The sequence below is a fragment of the Streptomyces sp. CBMA152 genome, assembly GCF_014596475.1.
In the GTDB taxonomy this organism is placed as follows: Bacteria; Actinomycetota; Actinomycetes; order Streptomycetales; family Streptomycetaceae; genus Streptomyces.
Window position 1 is genome coordinate 39,864 of the sequence record NZ_MECJ01000009.1, and the last position, 15,666, is coordinate 55,529.

At 69.3% G+C, this 15,666-nt stretch carries 15 protein-coding genes and 5 pseudogenes; 9 read left to right on the forward strand and 11 right to left on the reverse strand.

The window, feature by feature from the left end; genetic code table 11:
- Positions 1-3: 3 nt before the first annotated feature.
- Positions 4-756: a response regulator transcription factor gene (locus tag BG418_RS08245; RefSeq protein WP_188273071.1), complete on the forward strand. Its 753-nt coding sequence runs from the start codon at positions 4-6 to the stop codon at positions 754-756.
- Positions 757-1,103: 347 nt separating this feature from the next.
- Here the strand turns inward: BG418_RS08245 and BG418_RS08250 are convergent, their stop codons facing one another.
- Positions 1,104-1,364: a hypothetical protein gene (locus BG418_RS08250; RefSeq protein WP_188273268.1), complete on the reverse strand. Its 261-nt coding sequence runs from the start codon at positions 1,362-1,364 to the stop codon at positions 1,104-1,106.
- A 538-nt stretch (positions 1,365-1,902) separates the two neighbouring features.
- Between BG418_RS08250 and BG418_RS08255 the strand changes: the two genes are divergently transcribed.
- Positions 1,903-2,631 carry an acyl-CoA dehydrogenase gene (locus BG418_RS08255; RefSeq protein ID WP_188273072.1) on the forward strand — a complete coding sequence of 243 codons (729 nt, stop codon included), beginning with the start codon at positions 1,903-1,905 and terminating at the stop codon, positions 2,629-2,631.
- 48 nt (positions 2,632-2,679) lie between these two features.
- Here BG418_RS08255 and BG418_RS08260 read toward each other — a convergent pair whose 3' ends face one another.
- The 5 genes and pseudogenes from BG418_RS08260 to BG418_RS08280 form a co-directional block, all read right to left on the reverse strand.
- On the reverse strand, positions 2,680-3,597 hold the full coding sequence (locus BG418_RS08260; protein ID WP_188273073.1) for an SDR family oxidoreductase: 918 nt from the start codon (positions 3,595-3,597) through the stop codon (positions 2,680-2,682).
- Between the two features lie 206 nt (positions 3,598-3,803).
- Positions 3,804-4,436: pseudogene (locus BG418_RS08265) on the reverse strand (alpha/beta fold hydrolase); the annotation flags it as partial.
- 664 nt (positions 4,437-5,100) lie between these two features.
- Complete coding sequence (locus tag BG418_RS08270; protein WP_188273074.1) at positions 5,101-5,556, reverse strand: heme-binding protein; 456 nt, start codon at positions 5,554-5,556, stop codon at positions 5,101-5,103.
- Positions 5,557-5,574: 18 nt separating this feature from the next.
- Complete coding sequence (locus BG418_RS08275; protein WP_188273075.1) at positions 5,575-5,892, reverse strand: NIPSNAP family protein; 318 nt, start codon at positions 5,890-5,892, stop codon at positions 5,575-5,577.
- 26 nt (positions 5,893-5,918) lie between these two features.
- Complete coding sequence (locus BG418_RS08280; protein ID WP_223184540.1) at positions 5,919-6,902, reverse strand: NADP-dependent oxidoreductase; 984 nt, start codon at positions 6,900-6,902, stop codon at positions 5,919-5,921.
- A gap of 154 nt (positions 6,903-7,056) precedes the next feature.
- Between BG418_RS08280 and BG418_RS08285 the strand changes: the two genes are divergently transcribed.
- Positions 7,057-7,494, forward strand: coding sequence for a helix-turn-helix domain-containing protein (locus tag BG418_RS08285; RefSeq protein WP_188273076.1), 438 nt, complete (start codon positions 7,057-7,059; stop codon positions 7,492-7,494).
- Here the strand turns inward: BG418_RS08285 and BG418_RS41115 are convergent.
- Positions 7,472-7,675, reverse strand: a pseudogene (locus tag BG418_RS41115) (hypothetical protein); the annotation flags it as partial. The gene BG418_RS08285 and the pseudogene BG418_RS41115 overlap by 23 nt on opposite strands.
- Between BG418_RS41115 and BG418_RS08290 the strand changes: the two are divergent.
- On the forward strand, positions 7,674-8,240 hold the full coding sequence (locus BG418_RS08290) for a TetR family transcriptional regulator (RefSeq protein WP_188273077.1): 567 nt from the start codon (positions 7,674-7,676) through the stop codon (positions 8,238-8,240). The pseudogene BG418_RS41115 and the gene BG418_RS08290 sit on opposite strands and share 2 nt — an antisense overlap.
- 165 nt (positions 8,241-8,405) lie before the next feature.
- Here BG418_RS08290 and BG418_RS08295 read toward each other — a convergent pair whose 3' ends face one another.
- The 4 genes and pseudogenes from BG418_RS08295 to BG418_RS08310 form a co-directional block, all read right to left on the reverse strand.
- Entirely contained in the window at positions 8,406-8,960 is a 555-nt protein-coding gene (locus BG418_RS08295) for a GNAT family N-acetyltransferase (protein WP_188273078.1), read from the reverse strand.
- Between the two features lie 376 nt (positions 8,961-9,336).
- Entirely contained in the window at positions 9,337-11,181 is a 1,845-nt protein-coding gene (locus BG418_RS40795; RefSeq protein WP_398998115.1) for an FtsX-like permease family protein, read from the reverse strand.
- Positions 11,178-11,925 (reverse strand): annotated as a pseudogene (locus BG418_RS08305) (ABC transporter ATP-binding protein). The gene BG418_RS40795 and the pseudogene BG418_RS08305 overlap by 4 nt, the downstream one beginning before the upstream one ends.
- A complete protein-coding gene (locus tag BG418_RS08310; RefSeq protein WP_317453561.1) occupies positions 11,922-12,449 on the reverse strand; it encodes a PadR family transcriptional regulator in 528 nt (175 codons plus the stop codon). Before BG418_RS08310 ends, BG418_RS08305 begins: the two are co-directional and overlap by 4 nt.
- Positions 12,450-13,084: 635 nt before the next feature.
- Between BG418_RS08310 and BG418_RS08315 the strand changes: the two genes are divergently transcribed.
- The 5 genes and pseudogenes from BG418_RS08315 to BG418_RS08335 form a co-directional block, all read left to right on the forward strand.
- On the forward strand, positions 13,085-13,345 hold the full coding sequence (locus tag BG418_RS08315; protein ID WP_188273079.1) for a hypothetical protein: 261 nt from the start codon (positions 13,085-13,087) through the stop codon (positions 13,343-13,345).
- A 58-nt stretch (positions 13,346-13,403) separates the two neighbouring features.
- Positions 13,404-13,496, forward strand: a pseudogene (locus BG418_RS08320) (IS5/IS1182 family transposase); the annotation flags it as partial.
- Between the two features lie 741 nt (positions 13,497-14,237).
- Positions 14,238-14,573, forward strand: a complete 336-nt coding sequence (locus BG418_RS08325) for a hypothetical protein (protein WP_188273080.1) — start codon at positions 14,238-14,240, stop codon at positions 14,571-14,573.
- Between the two features lie 131 nt (positions 14,574-14,704).
- Positions 14,705-15,349, forward strand: coding sequence for a CbrC family protein (locus BG418_RS08330; protein WP_188273251.1), 645 nt, complete (start codon positions 14,705-14,707; stop codon positions 15,347-15,349).
- A gap of 57 nt (positions 15,350-15,406) precedes the next feature.
- Positions 15,407-15,661, forward strand: a pseudogene (locus BG418_RS08335) (transposase); the annotation flags it as partial.
- Between the last annotated feature and the right edge of the window lie 5 nt (positions 15,662-15,666).

Sequence of the window (15,666 nt, forward strand, 5' to 3'; positions counted from 1 at the left end):
ACCATGCGCCTGCCCGCCGCCCCGACCCACGTCCGCGTTCTCGTCGTCGAGGACGATGCCACCATCGGCCGCCACCTCGACACCGGGCTCCGCAGCAACAACTACCTGCCGACCTGGAGCCGCACCGGCGCAGGTGCGCTCACCGAATCCGAACGCGCCCGCTACGAAGCCGTCCTCCTGGACCTGGGCCTGCCTGACATGGACGGCCTGGACGTGGCACGCCGGCTCCGCGCCCGCTTCCCCGACCTGCTCATCGTCATCCTCACCGCCCGTACCGACGAGATCGACGTCATCGCCGGACTTGATGCCGGCGCCGACGACTACCTGGTCAAACCCTTCAGCCTGACCGTCCTGCTCGCCCGGCTCCGCGCCCATCTGCGACGCCGTATCCCCGCCTCACCCGAGGAGGAGCCGATCCGCCTCGGTGACCTTCTCCTCGACACCGCAGCCCGACGCTGCACACTCCACGACCGCGAAGTGTTGCTGCGCCCCAAGGAGTTCGAGCTCCTCGCCGCCCTCGCCCGACACGCGGGATCGGCCGTCCCCCGGGAAACCCTGATGGCCGAAGTCTGGGACGAGAACTGGTTCGGCCCCACCAAGACCCTCGACGTCACCATGGCCACGCTGCGACGCCGCCTCACCGAGGCAGCCGCCCAATCGCCCTCCCCGAGCACGCTCCCACAGATCACCACCCTCCGGGGCCACGGCTACCGCCTGGAGACCACCCAGCCGAACCACCCACCGAAAACGCCGTAGCCAGGCGCTGAACCGAAGGCGACAGCAGGCGAGGAGACTGAGCCCAGGACCTGACGTGTGAGCCGGCACTCCCCCTCACAGGGACCGGGTCCTTTTTGCGGTGGACGCCGAGTGACCGGCCTATTCCTCGGTCTGGTGCCGTGGACGCGATGAGACTTGGCCGCGGTGTGACTGCCGGCCACCGCCAGATTGCTCCGGGCCGGGTTGTACGCGGCGGCGCCGATCCGGCTCGGGTCTGCCGACAGAGCGTGTCGAAACGAGGCAGCCTCGCCGGTCGATCCGCCTGGGAAGTCGGGCCGTCTGGGCCGATGGTGTGAGGTCCGGGCGGCCCGATGCGATGCAGGGGTTCAGGGGTTGACCACGCTCCAGCGCTCGGCCGGGATGTCCTCGCACTTGTAGAGGGTGACCACTCCGTGGTCAGCGTCCGGGGCCAGCAGGCACAGATGGTTGGCCTCGTTGCGGTAGCGGACGGTGCCGTCCGCGTATGCCTCGGCCACCACTGCATGACGGCCGGACCCGCCCTCGACTACGGCGCGGCCGAACAGGACGTCGCGGATCTCAGCTCGGGACGGTGGATCGGGGCCGCGCTCATGAACGAACTGGGCCACGGCAACAGCAGTTCGGCCATCCGCACCGAGGCCGAGTACGACCCGCCGACCCGCGAGTTCGTCCTGCGCACTCCGGTACCCGAGGCGACGAAGTTCCCGGCGAGCGTGGGCCTGGACGGCGTACCGAGGCTGGCGGTGGTCAGTGCGCGCCTCCTGGCCGACGGGACGGACCGGGGCACCGCGCTGTTCCTCGTCGCCCTGCGCGACCAGGACGGCCCCTGCCCCTGCCCCTGTGTCACGATCGCCCCGCGCCCCCAAACCGCCCTGCTGCCCCTGGACTACGCCGCCGTGCGCTTCGACGACGTACGGGTGCCGTACGAGCGCTGGCCCAGCGACGGGGCCTCCCTCTCCGACCAGGGCGACTACCACGACCCGCTTCGGGATGCGGACGCGCGCTCCCGGCGCAGCGTGAGCATGAGCCGCTTCGCCTGGGGCGCGGTCACGGTGGGTCTGGCCGCAGCGGCACGGGCGAGCGTGGCGATCGCCCTGGCGCCTCTCGCCCGGCGGCGGCAACGGACGTGGACCGTCCGCCGACACCATGCGCACACTGGCGCTGAGCAAGGTCACCACCGACACGCTGGCAGACGACGCGGTGACCCGCTGCCGCGCGGCATGCGGCGCACTCGGCTTCTTCTCCGAGAACCGCCTCATGGACTACCAGGCCCTGACCATGGCCTTCCGCTCGGCCGGTGGCGACAACCGGCTGATCCTGCTGGACGCGGCCTGGACAATGGTCACCGGACCCGACTACCTCCCGCCCCGCGACAAGCCGGGGACGAGCGGCTGGCTCGCGCTGTTCCGCACCCGGGAACGCCTCCTGCACACCCAACTGACGGCGCTCGCCACGGACGTTGCCACCGTTCCAGGTCCCTTCGGCTTCGCGACATGGAACAACCACACCGATCTGGCGCACTCGCTCGCCGAGGCACACGCGGCGCGGACGACAGCCGAAGCACTCTGGGAAGAATGGTGTGCTCCGGTCGCACCGGCATCCGTGCTGCACGATCTGTACGAACTGCACTGCCTGGAAAGGACGGCCGCCCACGCCGACTGGTACCTCGCCCATGAACTCCTCTCCCCGCACGAGGTCCTCGCCCTTCCCGGGCGCACCGACGAGATCTGCCGACGCCTCACCGAACACGCCGACTCCCTCACCGACCTGCTGGAGGTTCCCCCCGAGCTCCTCCACGGCTCACTCGCCACGGACGACTACGTCCGCGCTCTTGCTCCGGGCCCGTGGCCCGCACCTCTCGTTCCGCGGTCTTGAGGCGCGAAGCTCCTCCCGGGACCGTGCGTCTGGTGCCGCCGTGGCTGGTCAGGAGGTGGGAGTGTGGAAGTAGTGGCCCTTGTCGAGGTCTTCGAGGAGGCCGGGATGGGCCGGCTGCCAGCCGAGGAGTTCACGGGTCAAGGTGGCGGACACAGGGGTGTCGATGCTGAGGAAGCCGCTCAGCCAGCCGAAGTGTTCAGCTGCGGCGTCGCGGGATATGGAGGTCACCGGCACGTCGAGGTGGCGGCCTATGACCTCGGCGACATCGCGGATGGCCACGCCCTCCTCGGCGACACCGTGCAGTATCGACCCGGCGGGGGCCTGCTCCAAAGCCAGGCGGAAGAGCCGTGCGGCGTCCAGGCGGTGGGTGGCGGGCCAGCGATTGGCGCCGTCACCGATGTAGCCCGAGACGCCCTTGGTACGGGCCGTGGCGACCAGGTTCGCCATGAACCCGTTGTCCCCGTCGCCGTGGCAGGTCGGCGCGAGCCGCACGACCGACACGCGCACGCCGCGCGAGGCCAGGTCCAATGCTGCCTGCGCGGTGGTCGCCCGGAGTGAGATCGGCGAGCCGTCGACCGCCGGCATGTCCCGTTCGGTGGCGAGACGTCCCGGCTGGAGGCCCGCGACGCCGGACGCGAGGACGAAGGGGCGACCGGTTCCTGCGAGCACGGCACCGAAGGCGTCGACCGCGCGGCGGTCGGCCTCGGCAGCGCCCTGGAAGTCGCCGGTGAAGGCGATGTCGTGTTTGAAGGCGAGGTGGATCACGCCGTCCGAGGCGGCGGCCGCCTCCGCCAGGACGTCCAGGTCGTCGATGGTGCCGCGGACGGTTTCGGCCCCCGCCGCCGTCAGGGCGGCGGCGGAGGCGTCGGAGCGGGCGAGCCCGACGACCTGGTGTCCCGCGCCGATGAGCTCGGGGACGACAGCGGAACCGATCCAACCGGACGCGCCGGTCACGAAGATACGCATGAGGGAACCTCCAACAGACGATGTCAGTGCCTGTCATCGACAGTACACCTGATGTCAGGTGCTGTCATCACACAGGATGTGCCCCCCTGGGCAGATGGGAGTCGAACGCACACGGCGCCTGACGGAAGCGGCGCTGGAGCTGTACGGCGAGCGCGGCTATATCGCAGCGGAATGGGACCGTCCCGCACACGACGGTCCCCTTCCGCCTACCGGACTTGGTTCACCATGTCCTGCACGGCGCTGATGACCACGTCCGGACGGTCGACGGGTACGTCGTGCGAGCTGCGCTCGGCCGCGAGGAGGCGGCGGTTGGGGGCGGCGGCCACGAACTCCTGCTGGGCCTGCCGCCATAGCCGCGCGTCCGTGAGCGTCGGGAACGGGGTCTGGGCGGACACGATCGCGGTGGCCGGGATGTTCTGGGGCCAGGACAGCGCGTGGTAGGCGCGGTGCACGGGCCCGTAGTCCTCGGCTTCCGCGAGGAGTTGGCGGGTGGCGCAGGTCTGCGGTGCTTGCTTGAGCGAGGCGATCTGTGGTGCGTTCGCGGCGACGAGCCTGGCGGTTTCGCTGTCGCTGAAGAACGGCGGGAGGTTGGCATCGACCAGTACCACGCCGGCTGTCGCCTGCGGATGCTGCTGCACGAAGGCGGTCGCGATCTCTCCGGCGAGGGAGTGGGAGACCAGGACTACGTCCTTGGTGATTCCCAGCTGAGTCAGTCCGGCGGCGAGGTCGGCGGCGGCGTACTGCGCCTTCCAGGGGCCGGGGACGTCATCGCTCCGACCTCCTCCGGAGCGGTCGTAGGTAATGACCTCGGAACCGGTGCCCTTGGCGAGGCTCGGCGCGACCTTGTTCCACTACGAGGCATCCAGTCCCCCACCGGCGTCCAACACGATGGCGGGGAGGCGGCCAGGTGTGACGTAGAAAGCCAGCTTGTGTCCCTTGTTGCTGATCATGTGGAGTGCCGGCTGGGCAGGGTTCGCGGTGGGCGGGGATGTGGATGCGGTTGCACCGAACGCCGTCCGCCATCCATCAGGCTCCTCGCACGTATGGCCGACCGCGATGGTGCGCACCCCCGGAACCGGGCGGGGGGCTGGCACCACCGCGCCGGGGCCTTGCACCACCCCGAGAGGGTGCGGTCTCACTGGGCTGCCGTGACGGCATCGGTGGTGAGACGGGAGGCCCCGGTAGCCCAGGTGTCCCATGCGAAGTCATCACCCGCCTCGCCACATACGACAACGTCGCAGTCGAGCAGGACGTCGCAGGTGAACGGGTGCCCTGCGGGTAGCGCAGTTGCCATGTCTCTGGTCAACTCGCCCAGATCACAAGGCCATTGCCGGGCCGGATGCCCACCATCCCGTTGTATGTGCTCTGATACCGGCGCCACGACGACGACCGCACCCACACCTCTGCGCGACCTGGCCACGGACGCCGTCCATGAACTGTTCACACCACCGGCCGACCGATCATCACGGCAATCCAGCCGAGGCATCTGGCAGTCGCCGTCGGTCAGGGCAGGTCGAAGCCGAGGGCGGACAGCGCCTCCTCGGCGGCCTGCTGGTCCTGCTCGTAGGTGCCGCCGGATATACCCAGGCCCCCGACGCACCGGCCGTTCTCGATGATCGGGTAGCCGCCGCCGACCGCCGTCAGGCGCGGGCGGTTGGCCAACGGAGCGACCTGCCGGTCGGTCAGATACGCGTTCCACGCGTGGGTGGAGATGCGGAAGGACGCGGCGGTCCAGGCTTTGTCGACGGCCACCTCAGCGGTCAGGAAGGGTGCCTCGTCGGCGCGGTCGAACGCCTTCAGATGCCCGCCGACGTCGGTGACGGCGACAGCTGCCTCGAATCCGATCCGGTCGGCAGCCGCGTGGACGGCCGTGATCAGCGCGCCCGCCGCGGACCGTGTGATGGAGGGGGCCGCCAGGGATCTGGCGGGGACGCTATCGGTGCTCGTGCCAGTGTTCATGGGGGGATTCCTTTTCTGCTACTGCAGTGGTGAGGCGGGTGTGGGTGTGACGCGGGTGACGACGGACTTTTCCGGTAGCAGGCCGTAGACCACCGGGCCGATCTCGTTCTTCCAGCGGTCGGTCTCGTAGACGGCCGCGTACAGCGCCTTCCGCTGGGCCTCGTCCTCGAAGCGCCGGACCCAGAGGTAGCCGTCCTCGTCCTGGTCGTCGGCGAAGGACGCGGTGACCGTCATGCCCGCGGCGCTCTGGAAGGGGATGACCACGTCTTCCATGTAGCGGATCCACTCCGCGCGGCGGCCGGGCCTGCTCTGGTATCGGCGGATCTCGTAGAACATGCGCGCACTCCTCTCGGCGTGGGAGATCAGGCCGTGGCCGCGGTGCGCAGGACGAGCTTGCCGCGGGTGCGGCCATGTTCGCCGCGCATGTGGGCGTGAGCGGCCCGTTCCAGCGGGAAGACCTCCTCGACCTCGATCGCGACCTTGCCGGCGTCGACGAGCCCGGCGATGCGCGTGAGCGCCGGGCCGTCCGGCTCCACGAGAAACGGACTGACCCGCACCCCGCGTGCCGCCGCGGCGTCGGCCAGTTCCGGGGAGACACCGGCCGGGATGGCGACCAGCAGCCCGCCGGGCCGCAGGACTTCCAGGGAGCGGAGGCTGGTCTTGTCGTGGGCGTCACCGACGAGATCGATGACGACGTCGATGTCCCGGACGACGTCCTCGAATCGGACGGAGGTGTAGTCGATCACCTCGTCGGCGCCCAGCTCCTTGAGCCACGCGTGCCGAGCGGAGCTGGCCGTGGCGACGACGTGGGCGCCGAGGTGACGGGCGAACTGGACCGCGAAGTGGCCGACGCCACCGGCGGCGGCGTGGACCAGGACGCGTTGCCCGGCCCGGAGGCCGGCGGTGTCCATCAGTGCCTGCCAGGCGGTGAGGGCCGCGAGCGGGACCGCGGCGGCGTGCTCGTGATCGACCGTCACCGGCTTGCGGGCGAACTGCCGGGCAGGCGCGGCGACATACTCCGCGTAGCCGCCGGCGGCGCGGGGGAACCACGGCATCCCGTAGACCTCGTCGCCGACCTTCAGGGTGGTGACTCCGAAGCCGACCGCCTCGACGACACCGGAGACATCCCAGCCGAGCACGAAAGGCGGCTCCCCGAGCACACCGGCCATGCCGGTACCCGACCGGGTCTTCCAGTCCACCGGGTTCACACCGGCGGCGTGCACGCGCACCAGCACCTCCGTGGGCAGCGGCTGCGGCTGGGGCACCTCCTGGACGCGCAACACCTCGGCGCCGCCGAAAGCGTCCTGGACCACCGCGCGCATCGTCTTCGTCTTCTCCGTGGACATGGCTCTTCCCCTGAAATCGCATGGTGCGGAAGGCCGTTCGATACCCGTGGGCCCCGGCCTCCGCGCTGGCGGGAATGACGCTAGGCCCGCAGGCGTAGTTACCCGCAAGGGGAACTACTTCCCTTGGGGAAGCATCCAGGTGAGGAGCACATACATGTCGACCAGCTGCCCGAGTGGCCAGCATGCACACCACGACGTCTACGCCGCGCAGTGCCCATGTCGCGCCCTGCTCGACCTGCTGGCCAACAAGTGGTCCGCCCTCGCCATCGGCGCCCTGGAGGAGGGCCCGCAGCGGTTCGGCGCACTCCAGCGCCGGCTCCAGGGCGTCAGCCCCAAGGTGCTGACCCAGACCCTGCGCCGCTTGGAGGACTTCGGCCTGCTCGACCGCACCATCTACCCGGTCGTGCCTCTGCACGTCGAGTACTCCCTCACCGCCCTCGGCAAGAGCGCCGCAGTCCCACTGAACCTGCTGCGCACCTGGGTCGAGGAGAACATCGACAACACGTACGACGACAACGGCGCAGCCGACCGCGCGGACAGCGTGGAATCGCTCGGTGGCCCGTCGGCGACACGTGATGATCTGCGGCGATGAGCTCGGGAACGACCGCGGAACCGATCCATCCGGACGCACCGGCGACGAAGATGCGCCTGAGAGGAGACCTGCTGGTCGAGGTGACTGCCGACACGGCGATCGGCAGCGACGCACTATCGATGTCAGTCACTGACGGTAACGCTGGATGACAGCGGCTGTCATCGCATAGGATGCGGAACATGGGTCGATGGCAGCCAAACGCACGCGGACGGCTGGAAACGGCCGCCCTGGAGCTCTACGCCGAGCGGGGTTTCGAGCAGACCACCGTGGTCGAGATCGCCGAGCGCGCGGGGCTGACGGAGCGCACGTTCTTCCGGCACTACGCCGACAAGCGCGAAGTCCTGTTCGGGGGATCGGGCACGCTCCAGGAGCTCTTCGCCACCACCCTGGCCGACCTTCCCCGATCCACGACAGCCATGGACGCGGTCGGTACGACCCTGGAGACCGTCGCCGCCGAGTTCCGCGACCGTCACGCGTTCGCCCGACAGCGCCAGGCCGTGATCACCGCCAACGCGGAGCTACGGGAGCGCGAGTTGGTCAAGCTCGCGTCCCTGGCCGCGACCATGGCCGACGCTCTGCGCCAACGCGGCGTCAAAGAGCCCGCCGCGAGCCTCGCCGCCGAGACCGGCATCGCCGTCTTCAAGGTCGCCTTCGAACGCTGGACCGCCTCGACCGGCCGCCGGGACCTGTCGGCCTTCGTCCGGGAGGCACTCACCGAACTCAAAGCCGTAACCGCAGGCAGCTGAGCACTCCAACGTCGTCTCGGGGCACCGGGATCGGCTGCAGCCAGGTACACAGGTACCTGGCTCTCTGTAGTCGCCCGGCAGCTCGGTGAGGGTGGCGCGGGAGCCGTCCCGGGTCGCCGAGGTGAACCCAACAGGGGCCCCTGCCGTCAGCCGCCTGTTGGTGGCTCAGGGGCAGGGCATACTCATATACAGGGCCTGCTCACCGGCCGACGGCGTGCCCTCGTACAGGGCCGTGTCCAGTCCGCAGAAGGTGAAACCCATCCGCCGGTAGGCGTGGATGGCCGGGGCATTGATGTTGGTCACCTCAAGCCAGACGTGGCCGGCCCCGCGCTCGCGCGCGAAGTCGACCGCGCGCTCCATCAGGGTGCGGCCGACGCCCCGGCCGCGATGGGCGGGCGCGACCTCGATGTCCTCGATGGTCAGCCGCCTGTTCCACGCGTTGTACGAGACGGCGGCGAACCCGACCAGCTCGCCACTGTCGAGCGCGACGAAGGTACGGGTATCCGGGTCATCGTCAGCCTCGGCGTCTGCGGTCTCCTCCTCGGGAAAGACCTTGTGGATCGGCGGATTCACCGCTTCCTCGCGGAGGCCGAAGCCGCCCTCCGTGACGGTCACCCGGAACACGGAGCGCGTGGTGAAGGAGCCGTCGAGGGCTTCGATCGCCTTGGCGTCCTCGGGGCGGGCCAACCTGTACTCAAAAGGCATGTCGTCAACAGTCATGGCACGACCGTACGACCGGTCCGACCCGCATTGAGCGGCTTTCGGCCGCCCAGCCTCCACCCTCCGAAACTGAGGAACGCCTCGCTGTCAATTCCCAGAAAGCGTCGAGGACTTCCTTGCTCGGCCCTCCTGATGCGCCCGCGTCCTGGCCTCGGTGACGGTTTGTCGGCTCGCCGCGCGCATCACCGTGCCGCGGCCGTGACCCACCACCGCCACACAGGACACGCCCAACCCCGTACCCCGTCGCCATCCCCTCCCCCTGTGCGGCAACACCTATCCCGAGACGCGCCGCCATCCGGGTGACCGTCACCCAACCAGGTCCCTGGAACCGGTAGTTGTGGTCGGGTGATCATCCGTACCTGGTGGCGCCCGGTGGTCAGGCGTTCTCCGCCTGGAGGATCTCTGCGAGGGACCGGCGCGCGCCGACCCGGGCCGGGAGGACGGTCAGCACGGGGATGAGCACGACCGCGCCGAGGAGGACGGCGGCCAGCCACAGGGGGTTGGGGAGCGTTACGGTTCCGCCGTGTCGCACCGCGGTGTAAAGCAGGATCCCGCCAGGGAGTCCGAGTACGGCGCCGGCGAGCACGGGGATCGCTTGGGCTGCGACCAGGGCCGACGTGACTTGCGGGGGGCTGGCGCCGAGTGCCCGCGCCACCGCCGAGGAGCGCCGGGCATCGAGCACGGTCGCCCAGGCGATGAAGATCGCGTTGATCGAGGCGAGGATGCCGATCATCGCCGTGATCACGAGCATCGTCTGATCCAGCTGGTCGGCCAGGGGATTGCTCAGGGCGTCCGGGCCGAACGGCTGGGAGTTGATGCGCTGGTGTGCGATCAGCACGGCGACGATGCCGCTGACGGTGATGGCTGCACTCGCCGCTCCGAGCGCGGCGCGGCGCGGCCGACGGGCCGCCAGGCGCAGGCCGAGCAGCAACGGCACCGGGAGCCAGGCTGAGAGTGCGATGAGCCACGCCCGGCGCTTCGGGGTCCGTGTGGCGTCCAACAGGGCCCGGACGGTGCTGGTCCTGGCGGCCCGCACCGCGGGGATGAACGTCGCGCTGATCGCCACCAGCAGCGCCACCGCCAGCACGATCGCAGCCTCGGGGACGGTGACCGGTGGCAGCCCGGAGCTGCCGAGCAGTCCCGCGCCCGTGCTGGTCAGCATCGGCGCCGCCAGCGCGCCGACGCCGATGCCGGATGCCGCCGCCGCGACGGCGATGACCAGGTACTCGGCGAGCAGGACCGCCGCGACCAGCTTCGGCGTCCCGCCGACCGCTTTGAGCAGCCCCACCCGCCTGGTCTGGTCCGCCATGCGGCCGCCGACCAGGACCGCGACGCTGGCGACGGCGAGCATGCCGAGCAGCCAGCTGCCCACCAGCAGGTCCATGCGCACGGTGTCCGTCGTCCGGGCGTCCCGGTGCCGGATGTCCAGCCACGTGTCCACGGACGCGATGGCGGGCGCCTGGAAGGACATCTGGCGCATGACCTGGTCGGCGAAGGTGCCGGCCGACTCGGGGTCGGCGAGCTTGAGGTTCATGACGTAGTACAGCGGGTTCGTCGCGGTCGCCAGGGCCCGGGTGTCGGCGCGGGTGGCCCAGACCAGGCCGGAGTTGTCCCGCTCGGGTTTGTCGGCGTCGGGCTCGCAGGTGGCGAGGCAGGCCGCCGGATAGGGGGCGACGGCGGTCGTGACAGCGAGGCCGAAGACGGTGAACGGCCGCCCGGAGACGGTGACGTGGTCGCCGACGTTGACACCCAGCGCGCCGGCCAGACCTGCCTCCATCACGATCGCTCCTTCGCTGCCGACCCACCGGCCCGCCGTCAGCTTCGGCTGGTCCACCGTGGCGGTCTGCGGATCCCGGCCCTCCACCTGTGCGCCAGTGGCGTGGCCGTGGGCCCGCACGACACCCCAGGTCGAGGGATACGGACCGCTCTGGGCGACGGACCCGGGCCGCTTCGCCACCGCCGTCAACATGCCGAGGTCGTCATCGGTGAGCACATGCGAAGGGTGGGTCGCGTTGAGTCGGACCACGGCGTCCGGGCCATGGGTCGCGGCCCTCGTCCGCTCGTACGGCTGGCTGGTCACACCGTGCAGGGCCAGGCCCAGGGTCAGGGTCGTGGTCGCCGCGGTGAAGGCCAGCAGCAGGAGGACCCGCTTCGGCCCGGCGCCGGCGCAGGTCCCGGGCAGCCAGCCGGAGGATGAGGCGCAGCCGTCCCATCGACTCAGCCCTCCAGACCGACGAGGGAGCCGAGCGTGCCCCGGCTTCCGCCGGTCAGCCGGGTCTCGTCGAGGAGGGCGCCGTCGCGCATCGTGATCATCCGGTCGGCGGTCGCCGCGATCCGCGAGTCGTGGGTGACGATCACCAGGGTCTGCCCCGCTTCGTGGAGGTTGTCGAACAGGCGCAGGACGTCGAGCGTTGCCTCGCTGTCCAGGTTGCCGGTGGGCTCATCGGCCAGGACCAGCAGCGGTTCGTTCATCAGGGCCCTTGCCACCGCGACGCGCTGGCGCTGGCCGCCGGAGAGCGCGGACGGCACGTGTAAGGCCCGGTCGGTGAGCCCCACCTGCTCCAGGAGGCCTAGCGCACGCTTGCGCGCTGACCGGGGGGATCGCCCGGCGAGCAGCGCGGGCAGTTCCACGTTCTCCACCGCGGTCAGTTCGTCCATCAGTTGAAAGGCCTGGAAGACGAACCCGCTGGCATCGCGCCGGAACCGGGACAGCGCACGCTCACTCATGGTGTCGATGCGCTCGCCCGGCGATCGTGACCTTGCCTTCGTCGGGTCGGTCCAGCCCGCCCAGCAGGTGCAGGAGCGTGGACTTCCCGCATCCGCTGGGGCCGGTCACGGCCAGGGTCTCACCGGTCGCGACATCGAGGTCGAACCCGTCGAGCGCCCGTACCTTCCCGTCCCCCGAGCCGTAGTGCTTGCCGAGCCCCCGGGCAGTCAGCAGGACGGCACTGTCGGTGTCACTCACTGTTTCCTCCTCGTACGGGTCCACGTGCGTTCACACGCCTCCAGCCAGCGCAGGTCGGCCTGCAGCCGGAGCACGATGCCTTCCAGCAGCAGGGCGGCCTGCGAGTCGGCCGGCTCGTCCAGTGCGGCGCGCTGCGTGTCCCGCAGCCGAACAAGCAGCTCCCGCCTCTGCGCGTCCACGATGGCGATCGGATCGGCCAGCCGCCCCGCTGCGGCCGCGCTCAACTTCAGGTGGAACTCGGCCAGATCCGGCTTGGGCCAGCTCACCTCGGCGAACCAGCCCGCGACCCGCTGTTGGCCGGCCGCGGTCAGCAGGTACACCTTCCGGTCCGGCCGGTCCGGAAGCCCCGTCGAGGCTTCGGAAACCACCAGGCCGGCTTTCTCCAGCCGGGTGAGGGTGACGTAGATCTGCCCGGCGTTCATCCCCTCCCCGAGCGGACCGAGCGCCTCACGCAACCGCTCGCGGAGCTCATAGCCGTACGACGGTTCCTTGGCCAGCATGGCCAGCACAGCTTCCTGCCGCACGACACCCCCTCAGATAACAGCTAGCCATATAGATAGCGGTTGGCTAACTGCCGGTCAACTCCCTTGCAAAGAGTGGGAGTTCAGACTGATCTGCCAACCCTGCTCATACCGGGCCAGACGCCGACGCAGGGCGAGGTTCTCGCCCCGCGCGATCTCCAGGGCCTTCGCAGCCTCTCGGCCTTGCGCGGCGAGCCTGCTGCTGCCGCGCGAGGCGGGCGGCGCTCAGCGCTCTCACTGCAACGGTCGATGAGTCGCCCGCGGGGCCGCCGGGCGCCGCAGAGGCCAACCCGCCCTTGGCGCGGTGCTGTTCGATCCGGGTGCACGGTTCCGGGCTTCGGTAGAGGAAGTCTGTGCTCACCCCGGCCCGGCGGGCCACCGCCGTGAAGTTGATGGGCCAGGGCGTGTCCGATGGGTCGAGTGGCTTTGAGGAAGTCAACCTCGCCACCGCTGGAACCCCTTCGATTCAGCAGGGCCTCACGTCTGGCCTACAGGGCGGACAACCCCCCACCGAGCACGCGACGTTGAGCGACTTGTGATCTACGTTCAGCTATCAAGTGGCTGCGGTGGTGCGGCCGCGCGACGCTGAAAGAGGTATGCGCATGATGCGACGCATGGCGAGGGTGCTAGGGACTTGCGTGGCGGCCGCGACGCTCGCACTCGCAGTTCCGGGCACCGCCTACGCCGCCCACGGGTTCCTGGTCATCGACGGTGTGGCCCACCGGGATCCCAGCGGCTGCTTCCCACTTGGTGACTTCGTTCCACCTGCGGTGTCCAATCACACGGACGCGATCGCGGAAGTGCACTCCGGGCCGGACTGCACGGGACAGGTCACCTGGCTCATCTATCCCGGCGAGACTTACCACCCGAATGGCAGCAGGAGCGTCTTCGTGTTCTGACTCCATCGGAACCACTCCGTAGCTCAAGGCTGTCCCGAAATTGCTGTGCGATACGGCACTCCGCGCCCGCGTCGAGCACGTCTTCGCCCACATGAAGACCTGGAAGATCCTCCGTGACTGCCGTCTCACAGGCGGCGAGCTCAAGCACGCCCCCGACCACCAGGCAGACGCACAGGAACACCTCCGCAGCTCGGTTTCCCCGGCATCCACAACGCCCTCGGCAGCTGCCACCGCCACGGCAGCGCAGCGGTCGAGGCCGCCCCGACGCCGGGCGCGGAGAAGGTCCGGGACGCCTTCACCGGACTCCAGACCGCCCTCTTCGACAGCTGCGCGACAGACTGCGCCTAATTCCTCGGCCGCGTCCACGACGAACTCGACCGCCAGGACAAGGCGATGAAAGCCGACCCCAAAGGCCCCGGTCACTTCCCCAAGCCCACCGAGTAACCGCACTCATGCTCCGACTCCGGCACGTGGGAAGGGTCGGTGCACGTTCCCAAGGAAGATCCGCTTTGGTGTTGTCACTACGGCTGCTGTTCTCGCGCTGACAGGGTGCGGGGTAGCCGAGGATGACCTGTTCTCCAATCTCAACGGCCCGCCTTCTCACCGCACGGATGACTCTCCGGCGTCCAGCGGGCGGACCCCCAGAACCGACGCACCACCGAACTACCATGACAACAACTGGTCGGCAGAGCGGGCGAGATGAGCCCGGGCACCAGAAGCGGGCCAGGCTGAAGGCCGCCGAGGTCCAGCGGGCGCTGGAGGCAATGCGGCAGCAAGGGAAGGTCAGCCCGGCCGCGCAATTGTCAAGACTTGCGGGTCTATTGGGGCCCGCGATCAGGCCGATGACGGAGCCGGGGTAGGTTGAGGGTGAACCGGCCCGAGGAGTGTGGTGGTGGGCAAGCGGCCGTACCCGTTCCGCGAGGGCATGAACGTCGCATGGGATCTTGTGGTCTGGCGTGGTGACCACGAGCGAGTCACAATCGCCGTGCTGCGCCGCGAGGACATCGTTCAGGTTCGCGAACATTTCGACCGTGGCGACGATCCGTGGATGTATAACGTCTACCCCGTCCCGGATGCCGTCCTGCCCAGAGTCGATGATCTTGTTCCGGGGATCCAACTCGCCCGTAGGGCCGAGCACTATATCGAGGCCCGCCAAGACCTTCCGGACGGAGAACTCTGGTTCCCCGAGCCTGGAGAGCGACCCCCGGGACACGTGCCGCCTCCGTAAGGGCATTCGTTATGGACGCGGCGATCGGTGCGATGTGATCATGCAGCTGCGGTTTCTTCACGTTCGATGAGGACGCTGTGAACGATCACCGAATTCGGCTCTGTCGGCGATCTTGTGATGTTGCCGGGATCATGGGCTGTGGAGAATGCGTTGGCGGAGCAGGTCTGCGCTTGTCCTTTTTATGGTCTACAACCCGCACCAATGGCCGTTCGTGTTGGTTGTTACGGTTATGGGTTGTGACTGAGCTGCTTCCTGAGTTCCCGTACCACCCTGACCCCGTCGCCACGGGCGTGATCGCACCGTCTGGCACGGCCTGTGTCTGCTGTGGTCGGGAACGCGGGTATGTCTACAGAGGCCCGGTCTACGCGGCCGAGGAGCTTGGGGGTCGGCTGTGTCCGTGGTGCATTGCAGACGGCAGTGCTGCGGAACGGTTCGACGCTCATTTCACGGCGGGAACGTGCCTGGGCGACGACGTGCCCCTTGAGGTCTTCGCGGCGGTCGACCGGCGCACTCCGGGTTTCGTCGCGTGGCAGGAGCCGCAGTGGTTCTTCCACTGTGGCGATGGGGCCGCGTTCCTCGGCCTGGTCGGGGCCACCGAACTCGTTGCCTGTCCCCAAGCACTGGAGATGCTGCGGCGGGAGGCGAACGACTGGGGCTGGCAGTCGAACCAGGTTGAGCACTTCCTCGGCTCGCTGGACAAGGACGGCGAGGTGACGGCGTATCTCTTCCGGTGCCGGATCTGCGCAACCCACCTCGCATACTCCGACTTCACGTAGGCCCTGCCGACGGGGCGAACGGTGTCACTTACCAGGGAGTTTTCGGGGCATGAGGAGATGAGTGTGCTGGATCACGATGCCCGGCGGGACGCGTTCGGCTTCGCGTCACACTTCCGGGAAGACCTGTGCGCGTCCCTGACCGGGCGAGGTAACACGCTGTTCGAGCTCACGGACGCGATGCTCTGCGCGGACGGCCCCGTGACCTCGCCGGTCGACCTGACGCTGCTGGCCGAACACCGGCGTGGGCACGGCACGTTGTACGACGCGCTCAACCACGGTCGCGGAGTGCTACCTCGATATTCGAATGCGCTCGTTCA